This window comes from Pseudomonas sp. NBRC 111130, from assembly GCF_001320485.1.
Classification (GTDB): Bacteria; Pseudomonadota; Gammaproteobacteria; order Pseudomonadales; family Pseudomonadaceae; genus Aquipseudomonas; species Aquipseudomonas vlassakiae.
This window is the reverse complement of sequence record NZ_BCBG01000003.1, coordinates 18,513-40,068: the sequence shown is the minus strand read 5'-3', so window position 1 is coordinate 40,068 and position 21,556 is coordinate 18,513. Positions and strand designations below refer to the sequence as shown.

Sequence of the window (21,556 nt, the reverse complement as noted above, 5' to 3'; positions counted from 1 at the left end):
ACATGAACCAGGAAAGCAGGAATATGAAGACTACCACTCATCCACCCAGGCAGTGCCTATAGCCCATCGTTCTAACGGGCCTCTGGAGCTTTGCTGCGCTTTCTGCTGGACTGTGCAGGCCTTGGTGCACACGATAACTTTTGTAACAGGCCAGTCACGGCGCAGGTTTAACCTGGGCCTGAACCTGATGAGGAGATATTCAATGAGCTTGCAACATGGCAGCGACACTGTGAAACCGCAGAACAAGCCACAACCCAAGGCCTGTGGTTCGATCATCGACGCCCAGGGCCGCGAGATCGAGATCACCGAGCAGATGATCCAGCAGGCCTGCAAGGACCTGGAAGACAGCCGCGTGAAAAAACTTCACCACGGCTGAAGTGCGGACTTTTTGAAACCCGGCTTGATGCCGGGTTTTTTATGTGTTGGCCGTGCTCAGGCCAGCACGCCCCCCAGGGCATTGACCATCTGCGCCAGCTGCGGCGCTTCGCCCCGCACGCGCACCGCCAGCCCTTCGATCTCCCGGCGCGGTGGATACTGCTTGCGCAGCTGGTCGAACGCCGCACGCTGCTCGGCCACATCGTCACTCAGGCTGCGACGGAAATCGGCATCGTCACGTCGCGGGTCATATACCGCCCGGCACAGCGTCGCCAAGGCCCAGGCAGGCTCTGCGGTGCCGTCCAGCTCGATTTGCGCCAACGGCGCAGGCGGCAGCAGGTCGGCCAGCTGGACCTGTTCGGCCTCGCCCAGGTGGCGGCACAAGGCCTGATAGATCTGCGCCGTGCCACGCTGGCGGCCATCCAGGCTATAACCGGCAATATGTGGCGTGGCCAGGGTGCACAGGTCTGCCAGTTGCAGGTCGACCTGCGGCTCGCCTTCCCAGACATCGAGCACTGCGTGCACGTCTTCGCGATCCAGCAGCAGCTCGCGCAGCGCTGCGTTGTCCACCACCGGCCCGCGGCTGGCGTTGATCAGCCAGGCACCGGGGCGCAGCTGCGCCAGCTGGGCTGCACCGAGCAGGTGCCAGGTTGGATACTCACCGCCGCGCTGCAGCGGGGTGTGCAGGCTGATCACGTCGCACTGCTCGAGGATGGTCGCGAGGCTGACGAAGTCGCCGCCCTCGGTGGCCTGGCGCAGCGGGTCGCATACCAGCACCTTCCAGCCCAGGCCGTGCAACACGCGCACCAGGCGGCCACCGACTTCGCCGGCGCCGACCACCCCATAGGTGCGTTGCGCCAGTACCGCGCCGTCCAGGTCGGCCAGGGTCAGCAGGCTACCCAGTACGTAATCGACCACGCCACGGGCATTGCAGCCCGGCGCGCTGCTCCAGTGAATACCGGCTTCGGCGAAGTAGTCGAGGTCCAGGTGGTCGGTGCCAATGGTGCAGGTGCCGACGAAGCGCACCTTGCTGCCTTCGAGCAGTTGCCGGTCGACCTTGGTCACCGAGCGCACCAGCAGCACATCGGCGTCCCTGACGCTGGCGGCGTCGAGGCTGCGGCCGGGATAACGGCGGATCTCGCCGAAGCCTGCGAAAAAGGCATCGAGCAGCGGGATATTCTCGTCGGCAACTATCAGCATGGCGCTCTCCTGTCTGGGGAGCGCAGTGTAGGCGCTACGCGAGGTGTGTTCCAGCGTGGTTCAGTCGGCTTTCTTGCGGATCCAGTACAGGTAGGTGCCGGCTTCTTCCTGCTGCCCGAGCAATTCGTGGCCGAGGAAGTTGCAGAACTTGGGGATGTCGCGGCGGGTCGACGGGTCGGTGGCGATGACCTTGAGCAGGCCGCCAGCGGCCAGGTTGCGTACGTGCTGGTGCAGCATCATCACCGGCTCCGGGCAGTTGAGGCCGGTGGCGTCGAGGATGGCATCGGGGGTGAAATCAGTCATGGGGGGCTCCGCAAATGATCGCTATTGTGGCGCATCGCGCCACCAGGACCAATAGCCATTCATGAGGCCCACCTCTGACTGCTCTTGCTCTTGCTCTTGCTCTTGCTCTTGCTCTTGCTCTTGCTCTGCTTTTGCTCTTGCTCTGCTTTTGCTTCTAAGCGCGCGGTAGTTCAGGCGACGCAAATTGCGACTTCAGGAGGCCGAACGCAGGCGTCTGGAGGGCCAGGGTGCGTAGCACCCCTTCGGCGCAGCCGAAGGCGCGAGATGTAGACTTGCGCAGCAAGTCGTAGGCCGCGCGGGCCCGGAGGGCGCCGGAGTGAGGGGACCCCGGAGCGAAGCGCAGGGGCCGGATGATGGGAGCCGGGGTTTTTGGTTACTTTTTGCCCAGTCAAAAAGTGACCCGCCGTAAGGGCGGAAAGGTGACTCAGCGCCACCTTGGCAAATGAATGTTGACCTGATGCAAAGGCCCACTTCTCCAAAAGCCAAAAGCCAAAAGCCAAAAGAAAAAGCTCGACTGCGGTGGTTTTGTTTCACTCAAGTACATTCATTTGCGATGGCGACGCACAATCACCCTTCCGCCCTTACGGCGGGTCACTTTTTGACGGGGCAAAAAGTAACCAAAAACCCCTCGCTCCCATCATCCGGCCCCTGCGCTTCGCTCCGGGGTCCCCTCACTCCGGCGCCTTCCGGGCCCGCGCGGCCTACGACTTGCTACGCAAGTCTACATCTCGCGCCTTCGGCTACGCCGAAGGGGTGCTGCGCACCCTGGCCCTCCAGACGCCTGCGTTCGGCCTCCTGAAGTCGCAATTTGCGTCGCCTGAACTACCGCGCGCTCAGAAGCAAAAGCAGAGCAAAAACAGAGCAGAAGCAGTACGGCGGTCAACGTGGTTTGAGGTCCAACCTGCGCAGGTGACACGTCACTTCCTCGCGGTCGTGATATAGCTGCTTACAGGCAATCGACACCTTGACCTTGCGCGCCTTGAACGTTGCCTCCATACGGTCCAGCAACCGGCGCACCTCGGCATAACGCTGCTTCATCGGCAACTTCAGGTTGACGATCGCCTCACGGCACAACCCCTCGCCCAGCCAGGTCTCGATCAACGAAGTAGTACGCGCCGGCTTCTCGACGATATCGCAGACCATCCAGTCCACCGGCTGCTTCGGCTGCCAGGTGAAACCATCTGCCATCAAGTGTTGTACCAGCCCGGTGTCCATCAGGCTTTCAGCCATTGGCCCGTTGTCGATGGCGGTCACCAGCATGCCACGGCGCACCAGCTGGTAAGTCCAGCCACCCGGCGAAGCACCCAGGTCGACCCCGGTCATATCGTCATTCAGGCGCTGTTCCCACTTCTCGCGCGGGATGAACTGGTGCCAGGCCTCCTCCAGCTTGAGGGTCGAACGGCTGGGCGCCTCACGCGGGAATTTCAGGCGCGGGATACCCATCGGCCACAGCGCGCTGTTGTTCGCCTCGGCCACGCCAACGAAAACCCGGCGGCCGCTGATGAAAGTCAGCAGCAGGCGCGGCAGGCTCGCGTTGTCGACCAGGCGGCCGGCCTTTTCCAGGGCCTTGCGCAGCGGTACTTCGAACTTGCGGCAGAAGGTCGACAGCTCCTTGCCTTCGTTGCTGTCCAGCACCTCCAGCCACAGGCTGCCGAACACCGGGAGCTCGGCCAGATGCGCCAGCAGCACGCTGATGCGGTCAGTTTCCGGCAACTCGATATACGTGCCTCGCGCCCACTGGCGCGGGAAGATCAATTGCGCAAAGCGCAGCTGTGCCATCAGGCGTTCGGCACCTTCGGCCTCGGCGCAGACGAACTCGGCACAAGCGCTCTGCGGCTTGCCCTTGGCATAACCGGCCACACCCAGCTGGGCGGCGTGTTCGCTGATCTCGGCGCAGACCTCACCCTCGAAACCGGGCCGGCAATGCATGAACAGGGTATTCATCTCTCACTCCACTACGGCTGACGCACCACGGGCGCCGGCAGGGCGGCGATGATAAAGGAAGATCGGAACCTGCGACATGCCCCGCCGGTCCAGAAAAGAGTCAGGGGCAGCAAACAGAGCTAACCTGACCCTTCAGCCTGGCCCGTGCCGTGCGGGCCGAAACAGCGCGGTGGCACCGGCCATCCAGCCGTGCCGGGCCCCCGCCGCACAAGGAGTTGGCAATGCCCTCGCTCGATAGCCTGAATACCCTCCAGACCCTCCAGGTGGCTGACCGCACCTACCACTACTACAGCCTCGCCGAAGCCGGCCGGCAGCTGGGCGACCTGCAGCGCCTGCCCATGTCGCTCAAGGTACTGCTGGAAAACCTGCTGCGCTGGGAAGACGGCAAGACCGTCGGCACCGATGACCTGCGCGCCCTCGCCGGCTGGCTGCAGGAACGTCGCTCCGACCGCGAAATCCAGTACCGCCCGGCGCGGGTGCTGATGCAGGACTTCACGGGTGTGCCAGCAGTCGTCGACCTGGCCGCCATGCGCGCCGCCATGGCCAAGGCCGGCGGTGATCCGCAGCGGATCAACCCGCTGTCGCCGGTGGACCTGGTGATCGACCACTCGGTGATGGTCGACCGCTACGCCACGCCACAGGCCTTCACCCAGAACGTCGACATCGAAATGCAGCGCAACGGCGAACGTTATGCCTTCCTGCGCTGGGGCCAAAGTGCATTCGACAACTTCCGCGTGGTACCGCCGGGCACTGGCATCTGCCACCAGGTCAACCTGGAATACCTCGGGCGCACGGTATGGACCCGCGACGACGATGGCCGCACCTATGCCTTCCCCGACACGCTGGTCGGCACCGACTCGCACACCACCATGATCAACGGCCTTGGCGTACTCGGCTGGGGCGTCGGCGGCATCGAGGCGGAAGCGGCCATGCTCGGCCAGCCGGTGTCGATGCTGATACCGGAAGTGATCGGCTTCAAGCTCACCGGCAAGCTGCGCGAAGGCATCACCGCCACCGACCTGGTACTGACCGTCACGCAGATGCTGCGCAAGAAAGGCGTCGTCGGCAAATTCGTCGAGTTCTACGGCGACGGCCTGGCCGACCTGCCGTTGGCCGACCGTGCGACCATCGCCAACATGGCACCGGAGTACGGCGCGACCTGTGGCTTCTTCCCGGTCGATGAGGTCACTCTCGACTACCTGCGGCTGTCGGGCCGCCCAAGCGAATCCGTGGAACTGGTCGAGCAGTATTGCAAGGCACAAGGCCTGTGGCGCCTGCCAGGGCAAGAACCGCTGTTCAGCGACACACTGGCCCTGGACATGCATGACGTCGAGGCCAGCCTGGCCGGGCCCAAGCGGCCACAGGACAGGGTTGCCCTGGGACAGGTAAGCCAGGCCTTCGACCACTTCATCGAGTTGCAACCCAAACCGCTGGCCAAAGAGGTCGGGCGCCTGGAGAGTGAAGGGGGTGGCGGTGTGGCGGTCGGCAACGCCGATCAGGCCGGCGAAATCGCCTACAGCCATGAAGGCCAGAACTACACCCTGCGCGACGGCGCTGTGGTCATCGCCGCGATTACCTCGTGCACCAACACTTCCAACCCCAGCGTGATGATGGCGGCCGGCCTGCTGGCGAAAAAGGCCCTGGAAAAAGGCCTGCAACGCAAGCCCTGGGTCAAGAGTTCACTGGCCCCTGGCTCCAAGGTGGTGACCGACTATTACCAGGCTGCGGGGCTCACCCCATACCTTGACCAGCTTGGCTTCGACCTGGTCGGCTATGGCTGCACCACCTGCATCGGCAACTCAGGGCCATTGGACGAAGCCATCGAAAAAGCCATCGCCAGCGCCGACCTCACGGTCGCGTCGGTCCTCTCGGGCAACCGCAACTTCGAAGGCCGCGTGCACCCGCTGGTCAAGACCAACTGGCTGGCCTCGCCTCCGCTGGTAGTGGCCTACGCGCTGGCCGGCAGCGTGCGCGTCGACCTGACCCAGGATGCGCTGGGGACGGACAACGACGGCAAACCCGTCTACCTGCGCGATATCTGGCCCAGCCAGCAGGAAATCGCCGACGCCGTGGCCAAGGTCGACACGGCCATGTTCCACAAGGAATACGCCGAAGTCTTCGCCGGCGATGCTCAATGGCAGGCCATTGCAGTACCGCAGGCGGCGACTTACGTATGGCAGGACAGTTCTACCTACATCCAGCACCCACCGTTCTTCGACGATATCGGCGGGCCGCTGCCCGAGATCAAGGACATCCACGGTGCACGCATCCTCGCCCTGCTCGGCGACTCGGTGACCACCGACCACATCTCCCCGGCCGGCAACATCAAGGCCGACAGCCCCGCCGGGCGTTACCTGCGCAGCAAGGGGGTGGAGCCTCGGGACTTCAACTCCTACGGTTCACGGCGCGGCAACCACGAAGTGATGATGCGCGGCACCTTCGCCAATATCCGCATCCGCAACGAGATGCTGGCCGGCGAGGAAGGTGGCAACACCGTGCACGTGCCCAGCGGTGAAAAGCTTTCGATCTATGACGCCGCCATGCGTTATCAGGCCGAGGGCACGCCGCTGGTGGTCATCGCCGGCCAGGAATACGGCACCGGCTCCAGCCGTGACTGGGCGGCCAAGGGCACCAACCTGCTGGGGGTCAAGGCGGTGCTGGCAGAAAGTTTCGAACGCATCCACCGCTCCAACTTGGTGGGCATGGGCGTGCTGCCGCTGCAGTTCAAGGCCGGGCAGGACCGCAAGCAATTGGCGCTCACGGGCAAGGAACAGATCGACCTGCTGGGGCTCGACGGTGCCCAGATCACACCGGGCATGAGCCTGCCCCTGCGCATTACCCGTGAGGATGGGCAACAACAGCAGATCGAGGTGCTGTGCCGGATCGACACGCTCAATGAGGTGGAGTACTTCAAGTCAGGTGGGATCTTGCACTATGTGCTGCGGCAGATGATTCGCAGCTGATTGGCTTGGGTGTTGTGGCGCGTAGATCGAGCGCCGCGAGGGCGGCGCTCGATCTACGCGCGACAACAGAAAACGACGTCAGGCACGCGGCAGTAGCACTTTGATGGCCGGTCAGTCATCATGCACCCGATTTGTAACCAAACGGTCACAAACATAGGCCAACTGCTGCGAACGCCGAGGTTCGCATAACGCACCTGCAGTAGCGGCCATTTGCCCCAGGTCAAGTAAATTAAATATCCATTCAATAAAACCAGTGGCTTGCCGATATCAGTCGAAAGCCTTACGGACTATTTCAGCTCATGCGTAACAACCAGCCGATTACCCAGAGGGAACGGACCTTCCCTGCCCAACAACGGTTGATCTCCACCACCAATGCCAAGGGTGTGATCACCTACTGCAACGATGCATTCGTCGAGATCAGCGGTTTCACCCGCGAAGAGCTGAATGGTGCACCCCACAACCTGGTGCGCCACCCGGATGTGCCGACTGCGGTGTTTGCCCACATGTGGCAAACCCTCAAGCAAGGCTTGCCGTGGATGGGCATCGTCAAGAACCGTTGCAAATCCGGCGATCACTACTGGGTAAATGCCTACGTCACGCCGATATTCGAGAACAACCAGGTCGTTGGCTTCGAGTCGGTGCGGGTAAAGCCTAGCGCCGAGCAGATCCGCCGTGCCGAAGCCCTGTACCAGCGCATCAACGACGGCAAGACGGCCATCCCGCGCCGCGATCGCTGGCTGCCGGTGCTGCAGGACTGGCTGCCGTTCATCCTGGTCAGCCAGGTCGGTTTCCTGATTGGCAACTGGCTCGGTCACTCGTGGGGCTTCGCACTGGCCGCCGGCCTGTCGGTACCGCTCGGCCTGCTCGGCCTGAGCTGGCAACAGCGTGGCCTGAAGCGCCTGCTGCGCCTGGCAGAACAGACCACCTCCGACCCGCTGATCGCACAGATGTACACCGACAGCCGTGGGGTACAGGCACGCCTGGAGATGGCCATGCTCAGCCAGGACGCGCGCATGAAGACCTGCCTGACCCGCCTGCAGGACAGCGCCGAGCACCTTAGTGACCAGGCGCGTCAGTCCGATGCGCTGGCGCACAAGAGCTCCTCGGGCCTGGAGCGCCAGCGCGTGGAGACAGAACAGGTCGCCGCCGCGGTCAACCAGATGGCGGCCACCACTCAGGAAGTGGCCAACCACGTGCAACGCACCGCAGACGCTACCCAGGAAGCCAACCGCCTGACCAGCCAGGGTCGGCAGATCGCCGGGGAAACCCGCGACGCCATCGAACGCCTGTCGAGCGCCGTCGGCGAAACCGGCCAGACCGTGACCCAGCTGGCCAAGGACAGCGACGAGATTGGCGGCGTGGTCGATGTGATCAAAGGCATCGCCGACCAGACCAACCTGCTGGCACTCAACGCTGCAATCGAAGCGGCCCGTGCCGGCGAGATGGGCCGTGGTTTTGCCGTGGTCGCCGACGAGGTACGCCAGCTGGCCCAACGCACCGCCGAATCGACCGGGCAGATCCACGGCCTGATCGCCAAGCTGCAACAGACCGCCAACAACGCCGTGCAGACCATGGAAACCGGCCACCGTCAGGCCCAGGAAGGCGTTGACCGCGTCATGCAGGCCGACCAGGCTCTGGTCGGCATCAGCGAAGCCGTGGCCAATATCACTGACATGGCGACCCAGATTGCCGCCGCCACCGAAGAGCAGACCGCAGTGGCCGACGAGATCAGCCGCAACATCAGCACCATCGCGGAACTGGCCGACCAGACAGCCGAGCAAGCGCAGCATTCGGCGCAGCTCAGCGAAGAGCTGACCGTCACTGCCGGCAGCCAGTATTCGCTGGTGGAGCGGTTCAACCGCTAGTTCAGGCCCACGCCGTCATTGCAGGAGCAGCCTTGCGGCCCGTTCGCAGCGCAAGCCGCTTCTGCATGACGGGCAAAGGCGCATTACCAGTCCAGGCCAAGCCGGCTCTCGAAGTAGCGCTCGCTGCCCGTCAACGGGTCGACAAACCGCAAGCTTTGCGCCAGCAGCTTCAACGGCCGCTGATAGTCGTCCTCTTCCTTGAGCAACTCGGGATAGAACGGGTCGTTGCAGATCCCTGCCCCCAACGCCGCCATGTGCACACGCAGCTGATGTGTCTTGCCCGTTACCGGCGACAGGCCGTAGCGCCACCACTCGCCATTCGTCTCCAGCACATCGGCGAAGGTCTCGCTGTTGGCCTCCCCTGGCACTTCATGCATGCGGAAGAACGGCTCGCCGTGCACCAGGCGACTTTTGTGCACCAAGGGGAATGCATGCTGCGGCAAGGCGGCAGCGATGGCCTGATAACGCTTGTCGATCCGCCGCTCCGGAAACAACCGTTGATATGCGCTGCGCGTCTGCGGATTGGCGGAAAACAGCACCAACCCGGCGGTGTGCCGATCGATGCGGTGCAGCGGGACCAGATGCGGGTTGTCCAGGCGCCGGATCAGGCGCCGCAAAAGGGTCTGCTCGACGTACTCCCCGGTGGGCGTCACCGGCAGAAAGTGCGGTTTATCGGCCACTACCAGGTGCTCATCAACATGCAGGATGGTCTCCTGCACCGGAATCGGCCGCTCGTTGAGTACTTCGCGAAAATAGTGAACGCGCATGCCGCGAAGGTAGGGCATGTCGGCGGCAATTGCCCTGCCTTCGGCATCGAGCACCCGCCCTCGAGCGAAGCGGTCAAGCCACTGCGCACGCTCGATCGCCTTGAAATGGTCGCACAGGCAATCGAGTACCGTGGCCCAGTTGCCGGGTGGCAGGCAGAGCGTGCTGGCTTGCTGGCGGGCGGGGTCGAAAGGCGTGGTCATGGCAGGGCTCGAGCAATCAAAGCCGCACATTATCCCCCAAGCCCGGCGCCTCAACCAGTCTCCACTATCCTCTCGCTATGTGCCTTCAACCAGCGCAATACCTGCACCGGCTCCCAGCGCCCGGGGTCATAGAGCGCATAGATCAGGCCTTGGTAACCCACGACATCCAGCCCGCGATGGTAACCGGCACGCTGGAACAAGGCCTCGATTTCTGCAAAACAGGTGTTGAAATGCACCTTTGCGAAGGGCGTGCGGTCATCGGTGACCAAGCCTTCGAGACGCAATTCCAGCACGGCGTCGCACACCCGCTCCACCGGCATACGGTTGACGCTGTACTTGAGTTGCTCGACGTTGAGCATGATCCACCTCGACACTGTATTTATATACAGCATACGTAGCGCGACACCGCTGCGTCAATCGTCTCGGCCCCTACTGCAAGCCGGGCAGGTAGCCCGTACCCTTGCGAATGGTCAGCACCTGACGGCGCGGCGCGGCCACCGATACCGACAAGTGAACCCATCTGTCGAACTCCAGAATCAACTGGTCGAACGCCAAGTCACTCTCACTGACCTGCCTGACCACTTCCCGGTTGTCTATGCCCCGCACGGTGAAATCCGCAGCCAGGCCTTTCACGTGCTGGCTGCCTGGCGCCCCGCCGACGAGCAGATTCAGCGCCTCGCTGCGGTATCCACTGCTGACGATCACGGGGCGCCCGAACATCTCCCGAACCTGCTCAAGCACCTGGCAAAGCAGGTGCAGATTACCCAGGACTTCAGGCGGAGGAATATTGTCCAGTCCCTTTCTCGCGGCAACTTGCGAAGCAATCAGTTCTTCCAGGGCGAAATGTGGCGTGATCAGCATGATGAGGCTCTCGATGACAATGCAAAAGTACCGATGACCATTCAACGGTGAGGCATCATCATTTCTGGCCCGAGGCCGTGCACGAGGGCAATCATTCCCTCCTGCCTGTTATTGGTGAAGAAAAGCCACTACCTGTTCGGCATCGAAGGGCCAAGCAAGCTCTGCAGACGTGTCGCTGCGCCGCAACACCGGAATGATCAAACCGTACCGCTCGAACAAGGCCTGGTCATCGGCGATATCGACCAACTCGATCAGCAAGCCATGTTCGACAAAGGGCATCAGCACGGCTTCGGCCACTTCGCACAAGTGGCACCCGACGGTGCCGAAGAGTTGGCATTCAGGCAGCATGTGGGGCAACACCCGATTTGACTGTAGGAAGAAACTTATTCTAAGTCCGTCCTGCCCCCTGTGCACCTGACCCTGCTCAATCCTGGCTGGTGGCGCCGATCCGGTGCAGCGACAAGTCTGCACCCTGAAACTCCTGTTCATGGCTCAAGCGCAGGCCATGCACCTGGCGAATCAGGCCGTACACGGCGAAACCACCGATCAGTGCGAGCAGGACGCCTGCCAGGCTGCCCAGCAGCTGGCTGACCAGGCTGACCCCACCCATGCCACCCAGAGCCGCCTGGCCAAACACGCCGCAGGCGATGCCGCCCCACAGGCCGCAAAGCCCGTGCAGCGGCCAGACACCGAGCACATCGTCGACCTTCCAGCGATTCTGCGCAGCGGTGAAGCTCCAGACAAACAGTACCCCCGCCACCAGCCCGGTAGCCAAAGCGCCAACGGGGTGCATCAGGTCAGAGCCGGCACAGATCGCCACCAGCCCTGCCAACGGCCCGTTGTGCAGGAAGCCCGGGTCGTTGCGCCCGGCCAGCAAGGCTGCCAAGGTGCCGCCGACCATGGCCATCAGCGAATTGATCGCTACCAGGCCACTGACACCTTGCAAGGTCTGGGCGCTCATCACGTTGAAGCCGAACCAGCCGATGATCAGGATCCATGAGCCCAATGCCAGGAATGGAATGCTCGAGGGTGCGAAGGCCACCAGCCGGCCGTCGCGGTAGCGCCCCCGCCGGGCGCCCAGCAACAGCACCGCGGCCAGCGCCAGCCAGCCGCCCATGGCATGCACGACCACCGAGCCGGCAAAATCATGGAACGGCGCACCAAAGCTGGCCTGCAGCCAGGCCTGCACGCCGAAATTGCCGTTCCACACCACGCCTTCGAAAAAGGGGTAGATGAACGCAACGATCAACGCGGTGGCGCATAGCTGCGGCGCGAAGCGCGCACGTTCGGCGATCCCCCCCGAGATGATCGCCGGAATCGCGGCTGCGAAGGTCAGCAGGAAAAAGCATTTGACCAGCGCATAGCCGTGGTCGGTGGCCAGTTGCGACGCCGGTTGCAGGAAATTCACGCCATAGGCGATCCAGTAGCCGATGAAGAAATACACCAACGCGGAAATGGCGAAATCGCTGAGGATCTTCGACAGCGCGTTGACCTGGTTCTTGTGGCGCACGGTGCCCACTTCGAGAAAGGCGAAGCCGGCGTGCATGGCGAGCACCAGAATGGCGCCCATCAGGATGAACAGGGTGTTGGAGCCGTGGACCAGGGAGTCCATTGCGCTGTGCATGTTTTCCATGAAAGAGGCAGACCTGCTGAAAAAGCACCAGGACAGTTCAAGAACCTGCATCCCTGCACCGAATCGGTGCCAGCGTTTGCCCTGTTTTGCCGAACCGGGCGCGGCCTGCGTGGTTTTTTCTTGGGTTTGTCGTGGATTGGGTTAAGGTTTATCGGTATCCGTCAGGGTCGACGCCCTGGTTCGGCGCACCGCTGCGGGCTACGCCCCGCGTTGTGGCAAGTTTCAGTAGCAAGGCCCATACCAGCGCCGCTAGTGAACCTTCCATACACCCGGTCACTCGAATGACCTACAGACCTGTACACCTACAATAGGGAGAGCCCCATGGCCAGCAAATCGGCAAAGACTGCACAAGAGATATTGATGGCTGACTTCCAAGCCTTGGTTCGCGATACCGAGCGCTTGCTGGCCGATACTGCCAACCTCGCCGGCGACCAGGCCGATGAACTGCGCGAGCAGATCCACGAGCGTCTGACCCAAGCCCGTGAAACCTTGCAGCTGACTCAGGATTCAGTGCGCGAGCGCGGCCAGGCAGCGCTCGGTAGCGCCGAACAGTACGTCCAGGAGACACCCTGGCAGGCCATTGGTATTGCCGCAGGCGTCGGCCTGCTGATCGGCCTGCTGGCCAATCGGCGCTGAGGAGTCCCCATGGACAATGACAGCATTGGCACCAGCGCTTCCGGCAAGCGCCTGGGCGCGGCACTGCTGGGGTTGCTGCACAGCCACATCGAACTGTTCGGCATCGAACTGCAGGAGCAGAAAGCACGCACCCTGAGCCTGCTGCTGTTCGCCGGCCTGGCACTGGTGTTCGCACTGCTGCTGCTGACGGCCTTGTCCGGCTTGCTGCTGGTGCTGCTGTGGGACAGCTATCGGCTGGCTGGCATCATTGGCCTGTGCGTGTTCTATGGCGCGGCTGCGCTGTATTGCGGCCTGCGCCTCAAAGCGGCTGTGTTCGATGAGTCGTCACCGTTCGGTGCGACCCTCGACGAACTGGCCAAGGACCGGGAGCGCCTGTTGCCATGAGCCTGCCAGAACTTCCGAATACCCGTAATCCACGGGAGCTGCGCAAGGCGCTGCTACGCCTGCGCATGGAAATGCACCGCCAGGAGATCCGCCATGAGTCCGGCCAGCTGCTGCAACCCTTGCAGCGCCTGCGCGGCATGGGCAGCTCGCTGCATGACGGGTTGGGTATCAAGCACGCGCCGTTGTGGGGCATCGGGGCCGTCGTGGCACTGGGCTTTCTCACCGGCAAAGGGGTACGCAGCGGTAACCTGGGCCGCCTGGTCCGGCTGGGAACCAGCTTGTTGCCGCTGGTGCGCCTGTACCTGCAAGGCAACCGTCGCCCTTGAACGTCATGACCGGCCCCCTGCCCAGGGCCGGTCACGATGTTCCTCTTGCACGCCTGCTCGCGACGCTGGAAGCTATCCCTCTCGATCGACAGGAGACCGCGCCTTGGACTGGCACACCCTGCTCACCCGCGAGCGCCTTGGCAAAGCGCTCTATAGCGCCGAAGAACTGGGCCGCAGCCCGTTTCACAAAGACCATGACCGGATCATCTTCTCAGGGGCCTTTCGCCGCCTCGGGCGCAAGACCCAGGTCCACCCCGTCACCAGCAACGACCATATCCACACGCGCCTGACCCATTCCCTGGAGGTCAGCTGCGTAGGCCGCTCACTGGGCATGCGTGTCGGTGAAACACTGCGCAGCAGCCTGCCCGAATGGTGCGAGCCCAGCGACCTGGGCATGATCGTGCAGTCGGCCTGCCTGGCTCACGACATTGGCAACCCACCGTTCGGCCACTCCGGTGAAGACGCCATTCGCCACTGGTTCCAGCAGGCCGCCGGGCGTGGCTGGCTGGACGACATGAGCGACGACGAACGCGCCGACTTCCTCAATTTCGAAGGCAACGCGCAAGGCTTTCGTGTGCTCACCCAGCTCGAGTACCACCAGTTCGATGGCGGCACCCGGCTCACCTACGCCACCCTTGGCACTTACCTCAAGTACCCTTGGACTGCCCGGCATGCCGATGCCCTGGGGTACAAGAAGCACAAGTTCGGCTGCTACCAGAGCGAACTGCCACTGCTTGAACAGATTGCCCGCAAGCTCGGCCTGCCGCAGCTTGAAGAACAGCGCTGGGCGCGCCATCCGCTGGTGTACCTGATGGAAGCGGCAGATGACATCTGCTACGCCCTGATTGACCTGGAAGACGGCCTGGAGATGGAGCTGCTGCACTACGCCGAAGTCGAGGCGCTGCTGCTCGACCTGGTCGGCGATGACCTGCCGGAGACCTATCGACAGCTTGGCCCTGCCGACTCCCGCCGACGCAAACTGGCCATACTGCGAGGCAAAGCCATCGAGCACCTGACCAATGCCGCTGCCCACGCCTTTGTCGAGCAGCAGCAAGCACTGTTGAGCGGTCGCCTGAGCGGTGACCTGGTCGAGCACATGCACGGCCCGGCCAAGCGTTGCGTACTGCAGGCCAAGGCTATGGCGCGAAACAAGATTTTCCAGGACAAGCGCAAGACGCTGCATGAAATTGGCGCATACACCACGCTGGAAATCCTCCTCAACACGTTCTGCGCTGCCGCCCTGGAACAGCATGGCGGCCGCACGCCGTCATTCAAGAGCCGCCGCGTGCTGGACCTGATCGGCAACAACGCCCCCAACCCGCACGACTCTTTGCACCAGGCGTTCCTGCGTATGATCGACTTCATCGCAGGCATGACCGACAGTTATGCAAGTGACATGGCTCGGGAAATGACCGGGCACTCGAGCCTGAGCTAAGGGCAAGGCGTCGCTCAGCACATACCGAGCGACGCCCTTATCTAAGAAACGTCCTACAAACCCTACCGCCTTATAAACAACGTATACACAAAAGAACAAAACGCACCCAAAACGCCTTTGATGACGAAGTAAATTCTTACACTTCGTGGCTCAATTTGTTTTCCGCTGTAAGCCGTTTCCCATATATATCGAATTACCTATCCACTCGCCCCCGTCGACTTGCAACTGGGGTAAGGTGCCACCCTGCCTCCGCCATTCGCTGCAGGGAACTTGAACATGAATAGCGTATTTATCGTCGATGACCATCCAGTCATCCGCCTTGCTGTCCGTATGTTGCTGGAAAACCAGAACTACAAAGTCGTGGGTGAATCGGACAATGGCGTAGATGCCATACAGATGATTCGTGAAACCCAGCCAGAACTGGTGATCCTGGATATCAGCATTCCCAAACTCGACGGTCTTGAGGTGCTTTCGCGCTTCCAGGGCATGGCCCTGCCGCTGAAAATCCTGATACTCACCGCACAGACACCGGCATTGTTCGCGATGCGCTGCATGCACTCCGGCGCCGCAGGTTATGTATGCAAACAGGAAGACCTGAGCGAACTGCTCAGTGCAATCAAGGCCGTACTGGCTGGCTATAACTATTTTCCCAGCCAGGCGATACACAATGACCACGCAACAGCTGACGCAGACCTGCAACTTTTCCGACTCGTTAACGACCGAGAACTGATGGTCCTGCAACTTTTCGCCCAAGGCCGCAGTAACCAGGAGATCGCCAAGGGCATGTTCATCAGCAACAAGACCGTCAGTACCTACAAAAAGCGGCTCATGCAGAAATTGCAGGTCGACACCTTGGTCGACCTGATTGAAATGGCTAAACGCAACGCGCTGGTCTGAGGTTTTCGATGCTGCATCTGATCACTTGCCTGGGGTTCGTCCTGGCCTTCGCCTGCGACCTGGCGCAGGCTTCATCCCAGGATGTCGAGACCTATACCCTGCTGGCCCGCTCTTCGGCGATGCCGCTCAATCCGCCACTGACTGAACAGCAAAAGAAGTGGCTGATGGGTCGCCATAGCCTGACCCTGGGCACCTCGGCGCCCGACTACCCACCCTTCGACATCACCAGTGGCGGGCAGATCTACCAGGGCCTCACGGCCGAATATGCAAGCCTGATCGGCAGGGCACTGAACCTGCCGGTCAAGGTCATGCGCTACCCGCACAGGCAGGCAGCGCTGCAGGCGCTCAAACGTGGCGAAATCGACCTGCTCGGCAGCGCCAATGGTTACGAAGCGACAACCGAAGGCGTGACACTTTCGCACCCTTATGCGGTTGATCAACCCGTGCTGGTCACCCGGGAAGATGAAATGCGTGCCCTCAATGGCGGCCTGCCTGGCATGCGCCTGGGCATGCTCTACCACTACCTGCCGCAGGAGGAAGTCCAGGCTACCTACCCCAATGCCGAGGTGCTGGTTTTCGGCTCATCCACCCAGGCCCTCAACGCCGTGGCCTTTGGCCAGGCGGATGTGTTCGTCGGCGATACCATTTCGACCCATTACCAGCTCAACCGCGGGCACCTGCCACGGTTGCGCTTGGCCAGTTTCGGCCAACACGAGAACTTCGGTTTCAGTTTCGCCATGCGCACCGAGGATGTGCAGCTCAAAGAGCTGGTCGATGCAACCCTCGACCGCCAGTCCAGCTCACTGCGGGCCAGTATTCTCAAGCGCTGGAGCGCTGGCAGCGACCTGCTGCTGAGCAATCGCCAGCTGCAGTTGACGGCAGACGAGGAGCAGTGGCTGCGCAGCCATCCGGTCATGCAGGTCGCGATTGACGAAACGGCAGCTCCCCTTTCCTATTTCGATGGCAACGGCCATTTTCGCGGAATAACGGCCGACCTGCTGGACCTGATACGCCTGCGAACCGGCCTGCGCTTTCAGGTCCAGCGGGCCAATGGCATTGCCGACATGCTCGCACGGCTTGAAGACGGGCGTGTAGACATGATTGCCGCCCTTGCCAGCGACGGCATCGACGACAAAAGCCTGCGTTTGAGCCGGCCGTACCTCGAAAGCCCCCACGTGCTGGTCACCCGTGCCCATGACGAGCGGTTCAGTTCGCTGGAGCAGCTGAGCCAGCGTCGTATCGCCATCTCCCGCTACAGCAACATGGACGACCTGCTGGCGAGCCACTTCCCACAGATCGGCTGGATCGAGACCGAAAGCCCCTATTATTCGGTAGCGCTGCTAAACAGTGGTGCCGTCGATGCCGTGATCACACCATTGATTGACGCCAACCACGCCCTTGCCGTCAATACCAACCTGGTCATACGCAGCACGGTGGGCAGCGAGCCAGCCAACTTCGCGATGGCGACCCGCGAACAGGACAAAGCCCTTGCCAGCATGCTCGACAAAGCCCTGCTGAGCATCTCGCCGGAAGAACTGGGGGTGATCAACAATCGCTGGCGCGGCTACGACGTGCATGAAGATGCCAGCTGGCAAAGCTTGCGACGCCTGATCCTGCAAGTGCTGCTGGGGACAGGCGTGCTGCTGTTGCTGGCGCTGCTGTGGAACGCTCGCCTGCGCGGCCAGATCAAGCAGCGCCAACGCGCCGAACGTGCGCTGAGCGACCAGCTGGAGTTCATGGGTGCACTGCTCAACGGCACCCCGCACCCCATGTACGTGCGCGACCGCGAGGGCCGCTTGCAAAGCTGCAACGCCAGCTACCTTGAAGCCGTCCAGTCCAGCCTGGAAGCAGTGATTGGCAAACGCCTGGAAGAGAGCCTGTTCGCCGATGCCGAGAACACCCGCCAGATTCAGGCCGACTACCAACAGGTGATGGCTGCCGGCGTGCCGCTGATCATTGACCGCCCTGTGCGCCTCAAGGATCGCGAAATGACCCTTTACCACTGGATCCTGCCCTACCGTGATTCGCTGGGTGAAGTACAAGGGATCATTGGCGGCTGGGTCGACATCAGCGATCGGCGCAAACTGGTTCAGGAGCTGCGCGAAGCCAAGCGCCTGGCCGACGACGCCAACCGTGCCAAGAGTACCTTCCTGGCCACCATCAGCCACGAGATCCGCACGCCGATGAGCGCGGTCATCGGCATGCTCGAACTGGCGTTGCAGCGCGCACTGCAAGGGCAAGTGGACGCCACTTCGCTGGAAGTCGCCCACCAATCGGCGAGGGATTTGCTTGGCCTGATCGGCGATATCCTGGATATCGTGCGTATCGAGTCTGGCCACCTGTCACTCAATCCAGAGGCCGTCGATCCGGCAGCGCTTGTCGAGTCGGTCGGCCGCGTCTTCCACGGGCAAGCGCGCCAGAAAGGCCTGGCCCTGGACATCAACATCAGCCCTGAAGCCCGTGGCCATGCCTTGCTCGACCCGCTGCGCTTCAAGCAGATCCTGTCCAACCTCGTCAGCAACGCCATCAAGTTCACCGAGCAGGGCCAGATCAGCATCACACTCGGTTTGCGCGACGAAGGCCCGTGCACGCACCCGACGCTGGAACTGGAGGTGCGCGACAGTGGCATCGGCATCGAGGGCGAAGACCTCCAGCGCCTGTTCAACCCGTTCGTCCAGGCCAACCCGCATAGCCAGGGTGCCCGCGCCGGCACTGGGCTCGGCCTGGCTATCTGCCACAGCCTGTGCGAGATGATGGGTGGCAACCTGAGCATCAAGAGCCTCCCGGACTTTGGCACACAAGTTCGCCTGCTGTTGCCGCTTGAGCGCGTCGACGCCCCGGCGCCTCAGGGGCGGGAGGCCGAGGAGGTGGACATACCCGACCGTGACCTGAAAGTGCTGGTGGTCGATGATCACCCAGCCAACCTCTTGCTGATGGCACAGCAACTGGGTTACCTGGGGCTAAGCCATGCCAGCGCCAGCGACGGCCGCGAAGGCCTGGAAAAATGGCGGCATACGCCGTTCGACGTGCTGGTGCTCGATTGCAACATGCCACACCTGAGCGGCTACCAACTGGCCACTGCCGTGCGCAGCGAAGAGCGCCAGAACGGGCGACCGCGCTGCGTCATCCTGGGCTACACCGCAAACGCCCAACCCGAAATCAGGCAAAAGTGCCTCAGCGCCGGCATGGACGATTGCCTGCTCAAGCCCATCAGTCTGCGTACGCTCAGCCAATACCTGGCCAAGATCGTGCCCAGCCCCCACCAAGCCATCGAGCCATTGTTCAACCTGGCGGGCCTGGCCGGCATCGTCGGCAACAACGCCAGAAGCCGTACGCGCTTTCTCACTGCCGTGCACACAAGCCTGCAGGAAGACCTGGCACTGCTCATGAGCCTTGATCCCCAGCATCAGGCCAACCAGATTCGCGAGCAGGCGCACAAGATCCTCAGCGCGGCACGGCTGCTGGAAGCAAGGCGCATGATGACGGCCTGCGAGGCCCTGGAGGAAGAAGCGTTATCTGCGGGGTGCATCAGACTGCAGCGGCAGGTACTGGCCCGGCATATGCGCCGGGTGGAGAAAGCGCTGGCCAGGGAACTGGCCAAGGCTTGACTGAGCGGCGCCCGAGCGAGGCGCCGCTCATGCACAGGTCAGGAAGCCGGGTTGATCGGCTTTTCCGGATACCAGGCGTCCAGCAGCGGGCTGACTTCGATGTTGGTCAGTTCGCTGCGGCCTTTGAGCCAGGCTTCGACAGTGGCACGCTGCTCTTCGCTGACCGAGCCACGCTTGGCCGAGCACACCAGACCGAAGTCATCACCGCCAACGTAATCGAGGCCGTTGGCATCCATGGCTTCAGCCAGGAAGGCGTCGAGGAAGGCATCGATGGCTTCGTCGGACAGGTCTTCCTTGAAACCCAGGTTCAGTTCGAAACCCAGCTCCTGGAATTCATCAACGCACAGCTTCTTGCGCAGACGACGGGAACGGTTGGTAGCCATGAAACAATCCTCTTGAGTATTAACGCGCGGCACTTTACCAGTTTCCACGCTACAAAGGCGCTTTTCCGTCGAACGTGGCGCATCAGCGCTGCGCTTGGGGCATAATGCGCTCTATATTTCGTCCTGGGGTAATCATCTCGTACAGCCCCATTGTCTTTTTCCCTCGTCCGCAGGGTATTTAATCCATATGATCAAAAAGCTCCGCCCCCTCGTTCTCGCTGGCCTGCTGCTGCCACTGGCATTGCCCAGCCAGGCAGCTGCCGTCAATACCTCCCTGCCGCCGAAAGTCCAGCAAGCACTGAAGGCCAACAAGCTGCAGGACAGCGCACTGTCGCTGGTCATGCTGCCGCTTAACGGTCCTGGCTCGGCGACCGTGTTCAACGCCGATGTATCGGTCAACCCGGCCTCGACCATGAAGCTGGTCACCACCTATGCCGCCCTTGAACTGCTCGGTCCCACTTTCCAGTGGAAAACCGAGTTCTACACCGACGGCAGCCTGAGCAACGGGGTGCTCAATGGCAACCTGTACCTCAAGGGCGGCGGCGACCCCAAGCTGAACATGGAAAAGCTCTGGCTGCTCATGCGTGACCTGCGCGCCAATGGCGTACGCACCGTTACCGGCGACCTGGTGCTGGACCGCAGCCACTTCGTGCAACCCAACCTGCCGCAGTTCGACGATGACGGTGGCGACGTCAACAAGCCGTTCCTGGTCAAGCCGGATTCGCTGATGATCAACCTCAAGGCCCTGCGCTTCGTTGCCCGCAACGACGGCGGCAAGGTCACCGTTGCCGTCGAGCCACCGATCGCCAGCATCCACATCGACAACCAGGTCAAGGCCGTGGCCTCCAAGCAGTGCAGCGGCGACGTGCGCTACAACCCGGTACAGCAACCCGACGGCATCAGCGTGACCGTCACCGGCCAGCTGGGCGATGGCTGCAATTCGCAGACCTACCTGTCGCTGCTTGACCACCCGACCTACGCTGCCGGGGCCGTGCGGGCCATCTGGAACGAGCTGGGTGGCAGCATCCAGGGCCGTGACCGCATCGAAAACGTGCCCAAGAGCGCTCGCCTGCTGGCCCGGGCCTTCTCGCCCGACCTGGTTGAGGTGATCCGCGACATCAACAAGTACAGCAACAACACCATGGCCCAGCAGCTGTTCCTGAGCATCGGTGCGCAGTTCCGCACCGATGCCGACGGCGATGACGCCCGTGCCGCGCAGCGCGTGGTGCGCCAGTGGCTGGCCAAGAAAGGCATCACCGCGCCGCACCTGGTGATGGAGAACGGCTCCGGCCTGTCGCGCGCCGAACGGGTCAGTACCCGCGAAATGGCGGCACTGCTGCAAGCGGCGTGGAACAGCCCGTATGCCGCCGAGTTCATGAGCTCGATGCCACTGGTGGGTATGGACGGCACCATGCGCAAACGCCTGAAGCGCACCGCTTTGACCGGCGAAGGGCACATCAAGACCGGCACCCTGAATACCGTACGGGCGATCGCCGGCTTCAGCCGCGACAGCAACGGCAATACCTGGGCGGTGGCGGCGATCCTCAACGATCCGAAGCCATGGGGCGCCTCGCAGGTGCTCGACCAAGTGCTGCTGGACCTCTACCGCCAGCCGAAGCTGAACAACAGCGCGACGGCTGCAGCACCTTGATGCTTCGATAACCTGCACTGGCCACCTCGCGGGGAAACCCGCTCCAACAGGCACCCACAGGGCTCATGCCTTGTGCTATTCCTGTGGGTTTACCCGCGAAGAGGCCGGGACAGGCAAAAAAGCA

General features: G+C 62.3%; 19 protein-coding genes. 10 read left to right on the top strand and 9 right to left on the bottom strand.

Annotated elements, in window-relative coordinates:
* The first annotated feature begins 202 nt into the window (after positions 1–202).
* The gene (locus tag APH33_RS27350) at positions 203–376 is read left to right on the top strand and encodes a PA1571 family protein (RefSeq protein ID WP_176506107.1); all 174 of its coding nucleotides are present in this window, start codon (positions 203–205) and stop codon (positions 374–376) included.
* A 56-nt stretch (positions 377–432) separates the two neighbouring features.
* Here APH33_RS27350 and pdxB read toward each other — a convergent pair whose 3' ends face one another.
* From pdxB to rlmM, 3 genes are all read right to left on the bottom strand, one after another.
* Positions 433–1,575, bottom strand: a complete 1,143-nt coding sequence (gene pdxB, locus APH33_RS01565) for a 4-phosphoerythronate dehydrogenase PdxB (protein ID WP_054883467.1) — start codon at positions 1,573–1,575, stop codon at positions 433–435.
* Positions 1,576–1,635: 60 nt separating this feature from the next.
* The gene (tusA, locus tag APH33_RS01560; protein ID WP_054883466.1) at positions 1,636–1,878 is read right to left on the bottom strand and encodes a sulfurtransferase TusA; all 243 of its coding nucleotides are present in this window, start codon (positions 1,876–1,878) and stop codon (positions 1,636–1,638) included.
* A gap of 879 nt (positions 1,879–2,757) precedes the next feature.
* Positions 2,758–3,822, bottom strand: a complete 1,065-nt coding sequence (gene rlmM, locus APH33_RS01555) for a 23S rRNA (cytidine(2498)-2'-O)-methyltransferase RlmM (RefSeq protein WP_054883465.1) — start codon at positions 3,820–3,822, stop codon at positions 2,758–2,760.
* Positions 3,823–4,043: 221 nt separating this feature from the next.
* Between rlmM and acnA the strand changes: the two genes are divergently transcribed.
* Positions 4,044–6,785: an aconitate hydratase AcnA gene (gene acnA / locus APH33_RS01550; RefSeq protein WP_054883464.1), complete on the top strand. Its 2,742-nt coding sequence runs from the start codon at positions 4,044–4,046 to the stop codon at positions 6,783–6,785.
* 299 nt (positions 6,786–7,084) lie between these two features.
* Entirely contained in the window at positions 7,085–8,650 is a 1,566-nt protein-coding gene (locus tag APH33_RS01545) for a PAS domain-containing methyl-accepting chemotaxis protein (RefSeq protein ID WP_054883463.1), read from the top strand.
* 83 nt (positions 8,651–8,733) lie between these two features.
* Here APH33_RS01545 and APH33_RS01540 read toward each other — a convergent pair whose 3' ends face one another.
* The 5 genes from APH33_RS01540 to APH33_RS01520 all read right to left on the bottom strand — a co-directional run bounded on the left by APH33_RS01540 (position 8,734) and on the right by APH33_RS01520 (position 12,112).
* A complete protein-coding gene (locus tag APH33_RS01540) occupies positions 8,734–9,618 on the bottom strand; it encodes a pseudouridine synthase (protein ID WP_054883462.1) in 885 nt (294 codons plus the stop codon).
* A gap of 50 nt (positions 9,619–9,668) precedes the next feature.
* Positions 9,669–9,977: a hypothetical protein gene (locus APH33_RS01535; protein ID WP_054883461.1), complete on the bottom strand. Its 309-nt coding sequence runs from the start codon at positions 9,975–9,977 to the stop codon at positions 9,669–9,671.
* A gap of 70 nt (positions 9,978–10,047) precedes the next feature.
* Positions 10,048–10,479 (bottom strand): D-Ala-D-Ala carboxypeptidase family metallohydrolase, encoded by a 432-nt coding sequence (locus APH33_RS01530; protein ID WP_054883460.1) that lies wholly within the window; start codon positions 10,477–10,479, stop codon positions 10,048–10,050.
* Positions 10,480–10,587: 108 nt separating this feature from the next.
* Complete coding sequence (locus APH33_RS01525) at positions 10,588–10,827, bottom strand: glutaredoxin family protein (protein WP_054883459.1); 240 nt, start codon at positions 10,825–10,827, stop codon at positions 10,588–10,590.
* A gap of 76 nt (positions 10,828–10,903) precedes the next feature.
* Positions 10,904–12,112 (bottom strand): ammonium transporter, encoded by a 1,209-nt coding sequence (locus APH33_RS01520; protein ID WP_054883458.1) that lies wholly within the window; start codon positions 12,110–12,112, stop codon positions 10,904–10,906.
* 321 nt (positions 12,113–12,433) lie between these two features.
* On the opposite strand from APH33_RS01520, the gene APH33_RS01515 reads away from it, so the two are divergent.
* The 6 genes from APH33_RS01515 (at position 12,434) to APH33_RS01490 (ending at position 19,398) form a co-directional block, all read left to right on the top strand.
* Positions 12,434–12,748: a YqjD family protein gene (locus APH33_RS01515; RefSeq protein WP_054883457.1), complete on the top strand. Its 315-nt coding sequence runs from the start codon at positions 12,434–12,436 to the stop codon at positions 12,746–12,748.
* Positions 12,749–12,757: 9 nt separating this feature from the next.
* Positions 12,758–13,132: a phage holin family protein gene (locus tag APH33_RS01510; RefSeq protein WP_054883456.1), complete on the top strand. Its 375-nt coding sequence runs from the start codon at positions 12,758–12,760 to the stop codon at positions 13,130–13,132.
* Positions 13,129–13,458, top strand: coding sequence for a hypothetical protein (locus APH33_RS01505; protein WP_054883455.1), 330 nt, complete (start codon positions 13,129–13,131; stop codon positions 13,456–13,458). The genes APH33_RS01510 and APH33_RS01505 overlap by 4 nt, the downstream gene beginning before the upstream one ends.
* A 103-nt stretch (positions 13,459–13,561) precedes the next feature.
* Positions 13,562–14,893, top strand: coding sequence for a deoxyguanosinetriphosphate triphosphohydrolase (locus tag APH33_RS01500; protein WP_054883454.1), 1,332 nt, complete (start codon positions 13,562–13,564; stop codon positions 14,891–14,893).
* A 276-nt stretch (positions 14,894–15,169) separates the two neighbouring features.
* Positions 15,170–15,790, top strand: a complete 621-nt coding sequence (locus APH33_RS01495) for a response regulator transcription factor (RefSeq protein ID WP_054883453.1) — start codon at positions 15,170–15,172, stop codon at positions 15,788–15,790.
* Positions 15,791–15,798: 8 nt separating this feature from the next.
* The gene (locus APH33_RS01490) at positions 15,799–19,398 is read left to right on the top strand and encodes a transporter substrate-binding domain-containing protein (RefSeq protein ID WP_054883452.1); all 3,600 of its coding nucleotides are present in this window, start codon (positions 15,799–15,801) and stop codon (positions 19,396–19,398) included.
* A 38-nt stretch (positions 19,399–19,436) separates the two neighbouring features.
* Here the strand turns inward: APH33_RS01490 and APH33_RS01485 are convergent, their stop codons facing one another.
* A complete protein-coding gene (locus tag APH33_RS01485; protein ID WP_054883451.1) occupies positions 19,437–19,781 on the bottom strand; it encodes a YggL family protein in 345 nt (114 codons plus the stop codon).
* A gap of 187 nt (positions 19,782–19,968) precedes the next feature.
* Here APH33_RS01485 and dacB point away from each other — a divergent pair, with 187 nt between their 5' ends.
* Positions 19,969–21,432, top strand: a complete 1,464-nt coding sequence (gene dacB / locus APH33_RS01480; RefSeq protein WP_054883450.1) for a D-alanyl-D-alanine carboxypeptidase/D-alanyl-D-alanine-endopeptidase — start codon at positions 19,969–19,971, stop codon at positions 21,430–21,432.
* Positions 21,433–21,556 lie beyond the last annotated feature (124 nt).

Coding starts and splice junctions, on each gene's coding strand:
- APH33_RS01520 (WP_054883458.1), bottom strand. CDS start 12,112: ATGGAAAACATGCACAGCGCAATGGACTCCCTGGTCCACGGCTCCAAC.
- APH33_RS01525 (WP_054883459.1), bottom strand. CDS start 10,827: ATGCTGCCTGAATGCCAACTCTTCGGCACCGTCGGGTGCCACTTGTGC.
- APH33_RS01545 (WP_054883463.1), top strand. CDS start 7,085: ATGCGTAACAACCAGCCGATTACCCAGAGGGAACGGACCTTCCCTGCC.
- APH33_RS27350 (WP_176506107.1), top strand. CDS start 203: ATGAGCTTGCAACATGGCAGCGACACTGTGAAACCGCAGAACAAGCCA.
- pdxB (WP_054883467.1), bottom strand. CDS start 1,575: ATGCTGATAGTTGCCGACGAGAATATCCCGCTGCTCGATGCCTTTTTC.
- APH33_RS01530 (WP_054883460.1), bottom strand. CDS start 10,479: ATGCTGATCACGCCACATTTCGCCCTGGAAGAACTGATTGCTTCGCAA.
- APH33_RS01535 (WP_054883461.1), bottom strand. CDS start 9,977: ATGCTCAACGTCGAGCAACTCAAGTACAGCGTCAACCGTATGCCGGTG.
- dacB (WP_054883450.1), top strand. CDS start 19,969: ATGATCAAAAAGCTCCGCCCCCTCGTTCTCGCTGGCCTGCTGCTGCCA.
- APH33_RS01490 (WP_054883452.1), top strand. CDS start 15,799: ATGCTGCATCTGATCACTTGCCTGGGGTTCGTCCTGGCCTTCGCCTGC.
- APH33_RS01495 (WP_054883453.1), top strand. CDS start 15,170: ATGAATAGCGTATTTATCGTCGATGACCATCCAGTCATCCGCCTTGCT.
- APH33_RS01505 (WP_054883455.1), top strand. CDS start 13,129: ATGAGCCTGCCAGAACTTCCGAATACCCGTAATCCACGGGAGCTGCGC.
- tusA (WP_054883466.1), bottom strand. CDS start 1,878: ATGACTGATTTCACCCCCGATGCCATCCTCGACGCCACCGGCCTCAAC.
- APH33_RS01515 (WP_054883457.1), top strand. CDS start 12,434: ATGGCCAGCAAATCGGCAAAGACTGCACAAGAGATATTGATGGCTGAC.
- rlmM (WP_054883465.1), bottom strand. CDS start 3,822: ATGAATACCCTGTTCATGCATTGCCGGCCCGGTTTCGAGGGTGAGGTC.
- APH33_RS01540 (WP_054883462.1), bottom strand. CDS start 9,618: ATGACCACGCCTTTCGACCCCGCCCGCCAGCAAGCCAGCACGCTCTGC.
- APH33_RS01510 (WP_054883456.1), top strand. CDS start 12,758: ATGGACAATGACAGCATTGGCACCAGCGCTTCCGGCAAGCGCCTGGGC.
- APH33_RS01485 (WP_054883451.1), bottom strand. CDS start 19,781: ATGGCTACCAACCGTTCCCGTCGTCTGCGCAAGAAGCTGTGCGTTGAT.
- acnA (WP_054883464.1), top strand. CDS start 4,044: ATGCCCTCGCTCGATAGCCTGAATACCCTCCAGACCCTCCAGGTGGCT.